Below are 12,954 nucleotides of genomic sequence, written 5' to 3'. Positions count from 1 at the left end.
GATGCCCGCGCCAAGCCGTCAAAGGGCTCGCCGGCGGCCGGTCGGCGGCTGGATCTCCCGACCGTGCTCGACGTAGGCGCGGCGGGGCTTGCGGCGCTGTCTCATGCAGGGAGGCATGCACGACGCCCGTTGCTGCAGGATTGCGTGCGACGGTCGCGCTTGAGGCGGCAGATGGCGCGTGATGGGCGGGTGTGCCCCAGCACGCCGTCCCTAAGCTCTGGTTGCGATGCTGATCTGGTCCTGGCGGGCCCTTCGCGGGCTGCTGCCTCACCGGAGTTGGCCATGATCAAGCGCTCGCTCGCCGCTGCTGCGGTCTTCACCATCGGGCTGGCCACTGTCGCGCACGCGAACCTCAGCCTGAGCCAGCCCACCCCACCGGCCCCTCAGCCCACCGCTTGGGCCGAACCTACTCCTGCGCAGGCGGCAACGCGCACCCCGCCCAAGGTCTACGCTGAGGTGACAACCTTAGCCTCCACGACTCAGAGCGATGCCGACGAACAGCCTCAGGCCAGCAGGCCCGCTCCGCGCGTGATCGACTTGCCCCGGGCCGATGCGCCGAACCAGGGCTACGTGCCGGCCCCGGCCCCGGCTGGGGCGGCTCAGCCCGAGGGTTATCCCGCCGCGAACGAGCCGGTGGTCGCGCCGCGCAGGGTCCGTACCCCGGCGAGGGAAGTTGTCGAGGCTCCGTCCGACTATCGCCGGCCGGACCGCCCCGTCGGCTATCGCGCTGCGAAGTGGAATGGGGGCGGGGGCGCGACCTGGAAGACCGGGCGGGACGCTTACGGCTTCGAGGGCACGTTCGGCGGCTGTCATTTCACGGGCTTCAGCGGTCCGCACGGGTTCAAGCTCGACAGGAACTGCCGGTAGTCCCGAAAGACCGCATCGAGCTGCTCGTCCGTGACGTGCTTGAGCTTGTACACCTCGCCAATGGTCGGGGTGTCAGGCCCGCCGAAGAGCTCGCGTCGCCGTGCCGCTACGTGTGGACGCAGATCGCGGAGTCGGTGATTTCGGGATGCCCCGCCGAGATGCATTTCGTCGGAGCCTTGTGATCCGTCGCTGAGAGATCCCCGGCGGTGGGCCTCTCGACTTCTACGCAATCTGCCAGGAGACACGAGCGGGGTCGGCAGGTTTATCGTTGACCCATGAAGTTCACGAAAATCGAGCAACTCCGTCGAGCCAGGAGGCCGAAACCAGGGCCAGGACAATACCGCCCCCGCTACGCCGCCACCGAACAGGAAGTCTTCTTCCGCAGGTTTCGCCGGGCTCTTCAAGAACCCAACATCCCGCGCTGGATCCTCTTTGCGGGCAGCTACGACCGGTTCCTAAAGAAGGGCACGTCGACGAAATAGAGTTAGAGCCTGTCGTCATGAGCGGTGGGAGCATATGAAGCTCCCGATCAGGTGCTGACGACGCTTATTGTAGAGCTTCGGCTGCTTATCCTCGGCCTCGAGGTGGCCCAGCTTCGCGAACTCGCAGCGCGCCTCGTCGGCCGCCCACCGCTCCTATCCACCCTGTAGCTGTTCGGCGAAGTCCTCCGGCACCGCGCAGAAGCGGCCGAGGATCACGGCGCTCTCCAACTCGCCGGTCTCGTTGTCCACCAGGATCCTGATCGCGGCCGCGCCCGGCTTGCGGGTCGCGATCGCCTCGGCGCGCTTGAGGGCCCCACTCGCAAGGGGCGCCACATCACGGGTGTCCGGCACGAGGCGCTTCTTCTTCATCACGCCGGCCGCACAACATGAGCGCATCCCGGATCGCGCACTGCCTCGGGGTACGGTTCTGAAAACCCTGCATAAGCACGCCCGGCGCAGGATTCAGAGCCTGGCCGGGCGCCGTCGCACTCTGGGAGCTTTAAAAAGCTAGATGACGAGTTCAGACTTTGCCTTTCTGCTGATGTCAAGCTAATCTATGCCGTGGATCAGATGTTTGTCTCTCTAGATCCACGGGCGACACCTGACCGAGCGATGTTGATACATGGGCAGGCCGGTGTAGCATCGGGATAGAGGACTGCTCGCAACCTGGTTCCATGGGTACGGATCAGGATTTTCGTTGTGCGCTGCATCCTCAGCCGAGCTGTCTGGCAGGCAAAGCACTGCTCATGCTGGTGCAGTAATCTCTTCCGATCAGCACGCGGATCTCGCGGTCCGCGTGCCCTGTAACACGTGCTCTCAGCCAGGTCGCCGCGCTACATCACGAGCTGACCGCGCGAGCGGGACGACATTCCCCTTCCGCCCACAATGAGCAATCGGCGAAGCTGTTTGCTCAGCAGCCAGCACCAGCGCCGCAGGCTCATAAGGCTTCGAGATGAGCGGAAAACCTTCCTTCACCGCCTTCGCGGCTTGATCGCTGTAGCCGGTCGCAAGCAGAACCGGCAAAGCAGGCCACCGGCTCTGGACGTGTCTGGCCAAGTCAAACCCGCTTAAACCTCCCGGCATGACAAGATCCGACAGCACAAGGTCAAATGGCTGACCCGCGTTCAGGACGCGCAGCGCCTCTGCTGCGCTGCTGGCACTCACGACCGAATGCCCTCGCTCCATCAGAACCGAAGCTGCGACAGCTGCCACCTGGTCATTGTCCTCGACCAGAAGGATGCGAAGCGAGCGCACCGCACGACCGAGACCACTCTCGGGGCTCGTCGCGCCGGGAGCCTGAGCATTCGTTCGCGGCAGAGAGATCGTGAAGGTCGTGCCACGACCAACCTCGCTCGTCACGCGCACCGACCCATTCGACTGCTGGGCAAAGCCATAGACCTGCGGCAGACCAAGCCCAGTGCCCTTGCCTACCTCCTTCGTGCTGAAGAACGGCTCGAAGGCCCGGGCGAGCACGTCAGGCGGCATGCCATGGCCGGTGTCGCTCACCGAAATCGCGACGCTCTGGGCAACCTCTCCATCGTGAGTAGTCACATTCTCGGTCTTGATCCGGAACTGGCCTCCGTTGGGCATGGCGTCCCGTGCGTTCACAGCCAGGTTAATAAGCGCGATCTGTAGCTGAGCGGGATCGGCCTCAATGGGCCAGAGATCCTCCGCAAGATCGAGTACGATGCCGATGTCGCCCCGGAGCGACTGCTTGAGCATGTCGTCCATGCCCAGAATGAGCCGGGTCACGTCCACGACCTCGGGCCGGAGCGTCTGCGAACGCCCGAAGGCGAGCAACTGCTGGGTCAGCTTGCGGCCCTGCTCGACCGCCTGCATCGCGTTGTCGATCAACCGCGCCCGGCGCTCCTCGGGTGCCCGCCGCAGAAGATCGAGATTGCCCAGCACCACGGTGAGCAGGTTGTTGAAGTCGTGCGCGATGCCAGCACTGAGCCCACCCAGCGCCTCCATCTTCTGGGCCTGGAACAAGGCAGCCTGCGTCTTCTCCAATGCTTGCTGCGCATTCCGCCGCTCGGTGATGTCGCGGGTGACCTTGGCAAATCCGACAAGCCGCCCGGTCTCGTCACGGATGGCGTCGATCAGCACGCTGGCCCAGAACCGTGTTCCATCCCGCCGAACACGCCAGCCTTCCGCTTCGAACTTGCCCTCCCGAGCCGCCGTTTCCAGGGCCCTGGCGGGCACGCCCGCGGCGCGGTCCTCCTCGGTGTAGAAGCGGGAGAAGTGCTGCCCGACGATCTCGGCTTCACTGTAGCCCTTGATGCGCTGCGCGCCGGAGTTCCAATTCCTGACGATCCCCTCCGGGCTGAGCATGAAGATGGCGTAATCCCGCACGCCCTGAACGAGGAGCCGGAAGCGCTCCTCACTCTCGCGCAGAGCCTGCTGGGCCGCCTGTCGCTTCGTGATGTCGCGGGTGACCTTGGCAAAGCCGATGAGGGTGCCTGAGGGATCGCGGATCGGGTCGATGATGACGTGCGCCCACATGCGGCTGCCGTCCTTGCGCACCCGCCAGCCTTCCTGCTCGAAGCGCCCGTCGCGGGCTGCGGTTTCGAGAGCCCGCCTCGGCAGGTCCGTTTGGCGGTCCTCTTCGGTGTAGAAGCGGGAGAAGTGCTGCCCGATGATCTCGGCTTCCTTGTAGCCCTTGAAGCGCTCGGCCCCTGGGTTCCAGCTGGTCACGATCCCGGTGGGGTCGAGCATGAAGATGGCGTAATCGGTGACCGCCTGGATCAGGAGGCGGAAGCGCTGCTCCTCACTGATGATGGGCGTGGGCTGGTTCTCGGATGCCATGCGCTCCCCTCTGCACGCAACCCGACCACGGCTGGGGGCGGTCTGGCCAAGCCGTGCCTGACCAATCGCCCCAACCAGTGGCTGGTTCCGGCCACAGCTATTAGTCGGCGAATTCCTCCACCTCATTGCAGCAAAAGCACGCACCGTGTGGAGGCATCGACCGTGGCAGCATTCCACCTGCCGAGGTGCCGCACGCCGAGACGGCTCCTCAAGGCGCACGGTCGCCAGCGCACAGACGGCACACACGTGTTCGCTGCTGTGCGCGACCTGAATCGGGTCGAGTTGCTGGCCGAGACGCTGCGGGCTGCCGGGCGCGGCGTGAGCGAAGTCCCCTTGAGCCCGCTGGGCCTTGCGCCGCCCTCCTCCGCCAGCTTGAAGCGAAGCCTGTGTGGGACAGCGAGGCGCTCCACGTTCACCGCGAGGGTGCGCTTCGTGTCGGAAGCGCTGCCGGCCGTGCGCGCCGCGACGGTGATCGCGGCCACAATGCTGAAGCGGCAGCGCCCTGGCAGGCGACCGCTTCTGCGGTTGCAGCGAGTGATCGCCACGTCGGCCAAACCGCGGGCGCAAAGCTCGGCCCGGCGCTGCGCGCCGCCGGAGGCCGTTAGCAGCAGGCTGCGCTCGCGCAGGTTGATTCCCTGCTGCCCTATTCCGAGGCGTCAGTCTTGCGTGACCGGCCGCGTCCCTTCTTGGTTTCGGCGGGCGTATTCACCCTGGCTTCGTCCGTCGCCCGCTTCTCGGCCGCCTTCCGGCGCAATTGGCCGAGGCCCAGGCTCTTGGCGAGTTCCGACCGCTGCGCTGCATAGTTCGGCGCCACCATCGGGTAGTTGGCCGGCAAGCCATACTGCTGGCGGTACTCGGCAGGGGTCAGGCCGTTCTTGGTCAAGTGCCGCTTCATCGACTTGTACGGCTTGCCGTCGATGAAGCTGACGATGTGGTCTGGCGTGACGGACTTCCGGATCTGGGCGGCGGTCGGCTTCGGCGTCTCTTCCGCGGCAGGCGCGGAGGGTTTGCCCAGTTCGCCGAGCGTCCGGCTCACCGCCGCGATCAGGTCCGGCAGGTCGGCCGGACGAACGACGTTGTTCGAGACATACGCCGCAACAATGTCGGCGACCAATTCGATCGTACCTGCCTCAGACTGCGACGTGGGAGCGCCTGCTTCGTCATTCATGGATAAAATCTCCTAAACGACTTAGGTCTTGCGGCGGCGGCTCCGGCCGTCAACGTCGCAAAGAGACAACCCACAGCCGAATCTGCGGGCGGTTGCCGAATTGGGGTTGTCAATCGAGGCGATTCCATCACTACGTAGGTAGTTTCCGATGGGCTCGCTTGAGCCGCTGCGGCCAACACTGCCGCCGCCTGCCATTGTCGGTTGCTACTTTCTGCGGCCCAATCCTATAGACTTGGCAAGTTCGGAGCGCTGGACCGCATAGTTTGCGGCGACCATCGGGTAGTCGGGCGGCAGGCCCCATTTCTGCCGATACTGCTCGGGCGTCAGGCCGCGGGTCGTCAGGTGCCGCTTGAGCGACTTGTAGGGCTTGCCATCCTCCAGGCTGATAATGGCGTCCGGCGTGATCGTCTTCTTGACCGGCACCGGCGGGACGGGCTTCTCGGGGTCCGGTACGGCTGGCTGGGCCAGCCGATTGACCGCCGTGTGAATGGACTGGATCAGGCCCGGCAGCTCTGAAGCGGGCATGGAATTGTTCGACACGTAGGCCGATACGATGGCGCTGGCCAGATCAATGTGGTTGGTCCGAGATTCTTCTGTCATCGCTTCCCTGTAGAGCAAGTAACGGGAGGTGGCAGCGCTACGTGCGCGCGTCACGGTGCTTTGTCAATTGTTATAGTTTCCAAGGGATCGCATTCTATTACTGCATCGCCGGCAACGATAGATACTCTCAGGGGAGGGGTATACCCCTCTCCAGTACCGCGTCACCCTCCGCGACCCGGTTCGATTCTCGCAAGCCGCTTCGGTCGCTGCCGCCCTACCTTCCGGCAGCTCTTGCGAGGGTTCCGCTGGCCTCTGGCCTCACAGGTTAGACCTCTTCCGTGCTACGGCCGTGACTACGTTTGGGCTGATCTCGTCCGCGATCTCGCGCATGCCCGGCAGGGGTCGTTCAGGTACTCCGCGACGGCCGCGTCGAGCTGCTCGTCCGTGACGTGCTTGAGCTTGTAGAACTCGCCGATGGTGCGGGTGTCGGGCATGCCGACGCTGGAGGACGACGCGCGTGCTTGGGGATGGCAGCGGGCCGGGCGCCCGTAGCTCGCACCCGGCCCGCTGATGGCGCTGTCCCTGACAGGAGAGACGGGCAGCGCCACGGCCTCTGTGTGGCGCAGGCCGCGCCGGCTGTCTTTCACTTCGGACGGTTCAGAGGGCTCAAGCGCCCATCCACGCCACCTTGAACCGCTCGCGGCGGGCCTTGGCGTTCATGGTCTCGCAGGTGGCGCGGGCCCGCCGCTCCGAGAAGAAGGTCATCCGGACGATCGGGCGGGGAAAGCTGATGTCCAGGATCTGCCAGGGCTTGGGGGCAAGAGGGGCTTGACCCTGGAGGCTGTCGGCCGACACCGCCCCAGTGAAGAGGGCGTGGGCGAACTGGAAGAAGACACTCTCGGCCTTATTCATCTCTGGAGCCGGCTTTTCGTTCTTTGGCTCGCTCATCGCCGGCCTCTGTTCTGAAAACTCCGCCCCAGGCTGCACGAGATCGGAGGATCGGCGGCGTTTTGCGTCCTGACATGCCTGCCTGAAAAAGCTCAGCTGTAGCTCGGCATCCCGATGGCTGGGATACGAGAAACTGGTAAGACAATCCCCGGTCGCACTATCAATATAGCAGACTGAGTTTCTTAAAATATTTAGATAGCCATAGCCGCGATCTTCATATTCGGCCGCCTGCAGGCCGCCGCGCGGCGTCATACATTGCACGGTGTCTGGATTCAGATGGGGCTTCATGGCCAACCAATTCCTCCCGTGTTTTTCAGCATGCAGCTGCTCCCCGCGTTTGCATGTTGAAATATTTCTCATCAACAAACATTGTTAATGATTTATACCGGCGAGCGGATGAAGGGACTCTCCCGGTTGTGGGCTGAAGCGTGGTTGTGATTCCCTGCTGCCCGCGGCTGGCGGGAGGACGCGATGGGCGCAGCCCTGATGATCCGGCGCGATCTGGTGAGTAGCGACGACCTGCGGCGCCTGGCGCGCCGCGAGCGCAACCGGCGCACCGCCACGCGCATGCTGGCGATCGCCAATGCTCTGGAGGGCCTGAGCCGGGCTGAAGCGGCCCGCTTGGTCGGGCTGGAGCGCCAAGCCCTGCCTTACGTAGCGCGTCGCCTCACGCGCGCGAGAGGCAATCCAGTAAGGCAAAGGAAGGCCGCTCTTGCGGAGCGGCTCGAGGTTGATCAGCCCCCACGCGGTGGTCCGGTTTGAATGTTAGTGGACGGTTGGCCTGTCCACCACGGGTAGCTTGGCCGGCGAAGCCGGTCGGGCGAGCGCAGCCGGCCAAGCGGTCACGGCGGGCACGAACACCTCTGGAGCCGGCGGCCGGTACCCCAATGAGGCATGCGGGCGCACGCCGTTGTAATGTCTCCTCCAACTCTCGATGATGATCTGGGCTTCGCGTAAGGTGTAGAAGATCTCCCCATTCAGTAGCTCGTCCCTCAGGCGAGCGTTGAAGCTCTCGATATAACCATTCTCCCAGGGTGAGCCCGGCGTGATGTACGCGGTCTTGGCACCCACCGCCGTGATCCATTTCTGGACAGACTTCGCGACGAACTCAGGTCCATTGTCGGACCGAAGATGCGTGGGCACGCCACGCAGGATGAACAGGTCCGAGAGCACGTCGATCACGTCCGCTGCCTTGAGCTTGCGAGCCACCCGGATGGCCAGGCTCTCGTGCATGAACTCGTCGAGGACGTTGAGCAGGCGGAACTTGCGTCCATCGTGGGTGCGCGCCTCGACGAAGTCATCCGACCAAACGTGGTTGCGGTGCTCGGGCCGCAGCCGCAGGCAGGAGCCGTCTTTGTCCCACAGCCGGCCCTTTTTGGGCTGCCGGGCGGGCCCCTTCAGGCCCTCCTGCCGCCAGATCCGCTCGACCCGCTTGTCGTTGACCAGCCACCCGGCTGCCCGCAACAGCGCGGCGATCTTGCGGTAGCCGTAACGCCCGTACTGGCGGGCCAGCTCGATGAGATCAGCGACGAGCGCCGCCTCGTCGGCGCGGCCCCGCGGCACCTTGCGCTGCTTCGAGCGGTGCTGACCGAGCGCGCGGCAGGCAGAGGTGGCTTATATTTGGAAATACGGCGTGCTGCTACAAACGCTAAGCTCGCCATGGCCGAGTAAGTAGTGACATGCCGGGACTGGCTGCTTGATCGGCATCTCTCCATCGCACCTGCAACGCTATCGAACTCACGTTCCAGGCAATTACCCACGGCCCTTGCGCGGAGCGGATTTCGCTGATTCTATCAGGGGATGGGCCGCAGCGAGCTTTAGCGCTTGAGTGAGGAGGCTGATTGAGCTGGTGCTGCGGCTGCAGCGCCCGCTGAAGACCTCACGCACAAGTTGGACCATGAATTTGGTGTGCTCGGCTCTCCTCACAGTAGCGGCAGCTGGATTCACAGTGTTCTGGAGCTGATATGCTGAGGCGGGGTCGATGGGGAATTATAGGCTTGTGGCTTGGCTTCGTGCTGTCATCATAGATGAGCGGTGCAGTGGCCCAGGAAATGCACATTGCCGATTACATCAACACAATCCACCAGAAACGCTTTACCAGCAAAGTTGATGACGATGATTACATGCAGATGCTGCTGAGTGCGAGCGTCGGCAATGTTATCAGGGCAGCCAATCGTCTGATCGAGCGCGGAACGGCGGACCCGGAGGCGTTGGCGTATGCGTACGCCCAGCGATCAAATTTCTGGAAATCCAGCACGGATGGATGGGCAGCGGCCGTCCGCGATCACGAGCATGCTGTGCAACTGAGCACGCAATGCAAGCCCTTCTACCTGGTAAGGCTAGGAGAAATCGTCGCCGAACGAGACTGGGGGCGGGCCATGAGTTACTTCGATCAGGCAATTACCCTCAGCCCCCAGGACCCCTATGTTTTCTTTCGGCGGGGCCGTCTGTACGGGAAAGCTCAGAAAAACGACTTGGCTCTGCGTGATTTTGATGAGGTGATCCGGCTGGTGCCGCATCGGCCGGCGGCTTACATTCAGCGGGCCGAGGTTTGGCGAGCGGTAGGCGACATAGATCGAGCGCTTCAGGATTATCATGCAGCGTTTGACCGGGCAGACTCGCAATTCATCAAGAATACGCAGTGGAATTTGCGAGACAAAAAATTGTACCGGGGTGAGCCCGACGGGATCGACAACAATACGTTTCGAGGGGCGGTGTCCGACTGTGTTAGAGATCGGGGGTGCATGGTGTTCTCGGGGTGGAGCGCCGAGACTCGAGACGATAGCTCTTAACCATTGGCTGGAACTGGTCGCCATCTTCGCCGTCGTGGAAGTCTTGAAGATTCGCAGGCCGAGCAGCGCAGCGGGAGCGCGTTGTCAGGGAACGGCAGCTCAGCCGGGAAGCGCTCGGTGCTGATGATCGCGTAGTGGCCGCACCCGTGGCAGGTGATTGCCGCGGCGGTGTCGCCCTCCGCACGCAGCTCCCCAACTGCCGGCGGGATCTCCCCGCCGTTCTCGTCGTAAGCGGGGCGAGGGTTGCGGCCGGGCATGGCGACTGGAGCGCTCCCCGCCGAAGTGGATGCCGGTTCGGCGCAAGGGAGAGCGAAAAATCAAAGACTTGGGGGCCGTGGCTGTTTCAATCGAAACGGGCGCGGCTCTAGAGCACACAGCGCCGGCATCGAACGCCATCAGGATGTCCCGACGCCGCTTCGACCCTGAGATGACGGCCACGCGCGTATTGGGTTCTCAGGCGATTAAACCCTCTGCTTCTGGGCGAGAGGCCCCTAATTCTCGCGAGCCACCTGGGTAAGCAGCAGCTCGGTTCGGCGGAGTATTCGGCGGCTTCTATTCATAAGAGTCCAGTTGGGCGCGACATAATTTTTTTACGAATCCATAACTACGTTTCTGAAGCGAGCTCAGCATTAAGAATATATTCCGAGATGCCTGATTTAGGATGAATTCACTGGCACATTGATCGGTGGGTTCTATGCTCAAGGTCGTTGGTTGCTTCGTCGGCGCACATGATCTGTGGCTGGTTGCCCTCGCGGCCGCCATCTGCACGCTCGCCGCGATCACGACCGTCGGCCTTCTGCACCACGCATGCAGGACCACGCGGTGGTTGCGGTTTGCCTGGGTCTGCGTCGCGGCCGTCGCAGGCGGTTCTGGTATCTGGGCGACCCATTTCATTGCCATGCTGGCCTTCGAGCCGGGACTGCCGAGCGGCTACGATATCGGCCTCACCGTTCGCTCACTTGCCTATGCAGTCGTGCTGACCGGCCTCGGGCTTGCGGTCACCTTGCTGCGGAGAATCCCGTTCACGGCAGGGCTCGGAGGCCTGATCCTCGGAAGCGGCATCGCGGCCATGCACTACACCGGCATGGCTGCTTTCGAGATCGCCGGCCGCATCATCTGGGATCCCACCCTCGTTGCCGCCTCGCTCGTGCTCGGCGCGCTCCTTGGCGGCGCGGCTCTGCCGGTCGCCCTGGGACCACACGGCGTCCGGAGCCAGACCGCAGGCGCCCTGTTGCTGCTCGGCGCCATCTGCAGCCTCCACTTCATCGCGATGGGGGCCTTGACGATCGTGCCCGATCCGAGCATCGCGATCTCTGAGACCGCCGTGCCCTCGCGTTGGCTCGCTGTGGCGGTCGCGCTCGCAAGTGGTGCCATCCTGCTCCTCGCTGGCGGCGCCCTGGCCCTCGACATCCGCGACCGGAGAACCATCGTGGAGAGCGAGCGCCTGCGCAGCCTCGCGAACGCGGCCGTCGAAGGTCTCGTTGTGTGTCGGGATGACATCATCGTCAGTGCCAATGACAGCTTCGGCCGGCTCGTCGGCATCGCGGCCACCGCCGTGGCCGAGTCCAGTCTTTCACGCTTTCTGCCTGATCCAGCAACGCGTCTCGCTTTGACCCGCCAATCGGAGCAGCTGATCGAAACGGAGTTGCGCGGAGCCGAGGGCGAAATGATCCCGGTCGAGGTGATCATGCGGCCGGTTACCTACGGTCGCCGCCCCCACTTTGCCGTTGCCGTGCGAGATCTCAGGGCCAGGCGGCAGGCCGAAGGCCGGATCCAGTTTCTCGCCCACCACGATGCACTCACGGGTCTGGCCAACCGGACGAGCTTCACCCAGCGGCTCGACCTGGAGCTGAAGCTCGCCGAGGCAACCGGTCGGAAGCTCGCCGTGCTCTGCCTGGATCTCGATCGCTTCAAGGAAGTCAACGACCTGTTCGGCCATGCGGCTGGCGATGCGATGTTGGTGAACGTCGCACGCGTCGTCACAGGTATCCTCGGCGAGACGCAGATGATGGCCCGTCTCGGTGGGGACGAGTTTGCGGTCCTGGCCGCCTGCGATCACGCCATAACTGCGGGACATCTCGCCGAGCGCATCCTGGAGGCGTTGCGCAGCGAGAACGCGGACGCAGCCGGCCCGCTCGTCGCTACCAGCATTGGCATCGCGCTCTATCCGGATGATGCGAGCGAGCGGGACGTCCTGCTGAGCCACGCCGATACGGCTCTCTATCGGGCAAAGTCCGAAGGGCGGGGCACCTACCGGTTCTTCGAGCACAAGATGGGTGTCCAGGTTCGCGACCGGCGGATCCTGGAACACGAGCTGCGCCACGCCGTCGCGCGGGGCGAAATGCACCTCGTCTACCAGCCGCAGACGCAGGTCGAGACGGGCGAAGTCATCGGCTTCGAGGTGCTCCTACGCTGGCACCACCCCGAGCGCGGTGCCGTTTCGCCCGCTGTCTTCATTCCGATCGCGGAGGAGAGCGGCGCGATCCTGCAGATCGGCGAATGGGTCCTGCGCCAGGCCTGTCGGGACGCTGCAAGCTGGCCGAACCCGCTCGCGGTGGCGGTCAACGTCTCGGCCGTTCAGATCCACGCGCCGCATTTCGTGCAGCTCGTGCACGAGGTGCTCCTCCAGACCGGTTTGAAGCCGGATCGGCTCGAGATCGAGATCACCGAGACGGCCTTGATCCGCGATCCCGTCCGTGCCCTGTCGACCCTGCGTCAGGTGAAGGCGCTCGGGGTCCATATTGCCATGGATGATTTCGGCACCGGCTATTCGTCGCTGTCGAATCTGCGCTCGTTTCCCTTCGACAAGATCAAGATCGATCCCTCTTTCATCCGGGCGGTGGACACGAACGAGCAGACGGCAGCGATTGTGCGTTCCGTCCTAGGCCTCGGCCGTGGCCTTGGGCTGCCTGTCCTTGCGGAAGGTGTGGAGACGGATGCGGAGCTGCGCTTCCTCGCTGCCGAGAACTGCGACGCAGCCCAAGGCTACCTGATGGGACGGCCAGCCCCGATCGAGCGGTTCTCGCAATTTACGCACGGCATCCAGGATGAACCCGGCAAGCCAGGATTGGTGGCGTAACCGTGGGCTTCGCGCCGCCCATGCGCCAGCCGGTCCGAGCGTAAGGCCAGCCCCTTGAGATAGATGTAGCGGTGCAACCGGCATCTGGCGGGTTCGGCGTTCCATTCGGACCCGCTAACCGGTCCACCTCGAAGCGCTACCAGATCCAAAATCGGTCAACTAGCTCTCAGCGAGATGGATGCGCACAGTGACAGGTCATACCAGAACTTCATCTCAGCGCATTTACGACTTGGAAGCTTCATCCTTCCTATGACAATCAGAGAACCGGTCCAC

Annotated in this window: 10 protein-coding genes and 1 pseudogene; 4 read left to right on the top strand and 7 right to left on the bottom strand. The window is 63.8% G+C overall.

Annotated elements, in window-relative coordinates; genetic code table 11:
- Window positions 1-282 precede the first annotated feature (282 nt).
- Window positions 283-867: a hypothetical protein gene (locus MNOD_RS16565; protein WP_015930080.1), complete on the top strand. Its 585-nt coding sequence runs from the start codon at window positions 283-285 to the stop codon at window positions 865-867.
- A 635-nt stretch (window positions 868-1,502) separates the two neighbouring features.
- Here the strand turns inward: MNOD_RS16565 and MNOD_RS16560 are convergent.
- The 6 genes from MNOD_RS16560 to MNOD_RS49125 all read right to left on the bottom strand — a co-directional run bounded on the left by MNOD_RS16560 (window position 1,503) and on the right by MNOD_RS49125 (window position 7,098).
- Window positions 1,503-1,745: a hypothetical protein gene (locus MNOD_RS16560; protein WP_015930078.1), complete on the bottom strand. Its 243-nt coding sequence runs from the start codon at window positions 1,743-1,745 to the stop codon at window positions 1,503-1,505.
- A 420-nt stretch (window positions 1,746-2,165) separates the two neighbouring features.
- Window positions 2,166-4,154, bottom strand: a complete 1,989-nt coding sequence (locus MNOD_RS16555) for a hybrid sensor histidine kinase/response regulator (protein WP_015930077.1) — start codon at window positions 4,152-4,154, stop codon at window positions 2,166-2,168.
- Window positions 4,155-4,797: 643 nt separating this feature from the next.
- On the bottom strand, window positions 4,798-5,322 hold the full coding sequence (locus tag MNOD_RS16550) for a Ros/MucR family transcriptional regulator (RefSeq protein WP_015930076.1): 525 nt from the start codon (window positions 5,320-5,322) through the stop codon (window positions 4,798-4,800).
- Window positions 5,323-5,526: 204 nt separating this feature from the next.
- Window positions 5,527-5,922, bottom strand: a complete 396-nt coding sequence (locus MNOD_RS16545; protein ID WP_015930075.1) for a Ros/MucR family transcriptional regulator — start codon at window positions 5,920-5,922, stop codon at window positions 5,527-5,529.
- A 293-nt stretch (window positions 5,923-6,215) separates the two neighbouring features.
- Entirely contained in the window at window positions 6,216-6,509 is a 294-nt protein-coding gene (locus tag MNOD_RS43455; RefSeq protein ID WP_015930074.1) for a hypothetical protein, read from the bottom strand.
- A 19-nt stretch (window positions 6,510-6,528) separates the two neighbouring features.
- Window positions 6,529-7,098 carry a hypothetical protein gene (locus MNOD_RS49125; protein WP_244424751.1) on the bottom strand — a complete coding sequence of 190 codons (570 nt, stop codon included), beginning with the start codon at window positions 7,096-7,098 and terminating at the stop codon, window positions 6,529-6,531.
- Between the two features lie 183 nt (window positions 7,099-7,281).
- On the opposite strand from MNOD_RS49125, the gene MNOD_RS50665 reads away from it, so the two are divergent.
- Complete coding sequence (locus MNOD_RS50665; protein WP_015930072.1) at window positions 7,282-7,572, top strand: hypothetical protein; 291 nt, start codon at window positions 7,282-7,284, stop codon at window positions 7,570-7,572.
- Between the two features lie 3 nt (window positions 7,573-7,575).
- Here MNOD_RS50665 and MNOD_RS16525 read toward each other — a convergent pair.
- Window positions 7,576-8,415 (bottom strand): annotated as a pseudogene (locus MNOD_RS16525) (IS3 family transposase); the annotation flags it as partial.
- A 434-nt stretch (window positions 8,416-8,849) separates the two neighbouring features.
- On the opposite strand from MNOD_RS16525, the gene MNOD_RS16520 reads away from it, so the two are divergent.
- Both MNOD_RS16520 and MNOD_RS16515 read left to right on the top strand, forming a co-directional pair.
- Window positions 8,850-9,602, top strand: a complete 753-nt coding sequence (locus MNOD_RS16520; RefSeq protein ID WP_043748856.1) for a tetratricopeptide repeat protein — start codon at window positions 8,850-8,852, stop codon at window positions 9,600-9,602.
- A 694-nt stretch (window positions 9,603-10,296) separates the two neighbouring features.
- Window positions 10,297-12,681 (top strand): sensor domain-containing diguanylate cyclase, encoded by a 2,385-nt coding sequence (locus MNOD_RS16515; RefSeq protein ID WP_015930069.1) that lies wholly within the window; start codon window positions 10,297-10,299, stop codon window positions 12,679-12,681.
- Window positions 12,682-12,954: the final 273 nt, after the last annotated feature.

This window comes from Methylobacterium nodulans ORS 2060, from assembly GCF_000022085.1.
GTDB lineage: Bacteria > Pseudomonadota > Alphaproteobacteria > Rhizobiales > Beijerinckiaceae > Methylobacterium > Methylobacterium nodulans.
The sequence above is the reverse complement of the archived record's forward strand: the minus strand, read 5'-3'. Positions and strand labels throughout refer to the sequence as shown.

Bases quoted from the DNA above. Each gene is read 5' to 3' on its own strand.
- MNOD_RS16565 (WP_015930080.1), top strand. From the start codon at position 283: ATGATCAAGCGCTCGCTCGCCGCTGCTGCGGTCTTCACCATCGGGCTG.
- MNOD_RS16545 (WP_015930075.1), bottom strand. From the start codon at position 5,922: ATGACAGAAGAATCTCGGACCAACCACATTGATCTGGCCAGCGCCATC.
- MNOD_RS49125 (WP_244424751.1), bottom strand. From the start codon at position 7,098: ATGAAGCCCCATCTGAATCCAGACACCGTGCAATGTATGACGCCGCGC.
- MNOD_RS50665 (WP_015930072.1), top strand. From the start codon at position 7,282: ATGGGCGCAGCCCTGATGATCCGGCGCGATCTGGTGAGTAGCGACGAC.
- MNOD_RS16550 (WP_015930076.1), bottom strand. From the start codon at position 5,322: ATGAATGACGAAGCAGGCGCTCCCACGTCGCAGTCTGAGGCAGGTACG.
- MNOD_RS16555 (WP_015930077.1), bottom strand. From the start codon at position 4,154: ATGGCATCCGAGAACCAGCCCACGCCCATCATCAGTGAGGAGCAGCGC.
- MNOD_RS16515 (WP_015930069.1), top strand. From the start codon at position 10,297: ATGCTCAAGGTCGTTGGTTGCTTCGTCGGCGCACATGATCTGTGGCTG.
- MNOD_RS16560 (WP_015930078.1), bottom strand. From the start codon at position 1,745: ATGCGCTCATGTTGTGCGGCCGGCGTGATGAAGAAGAAGCGCCTCGTG.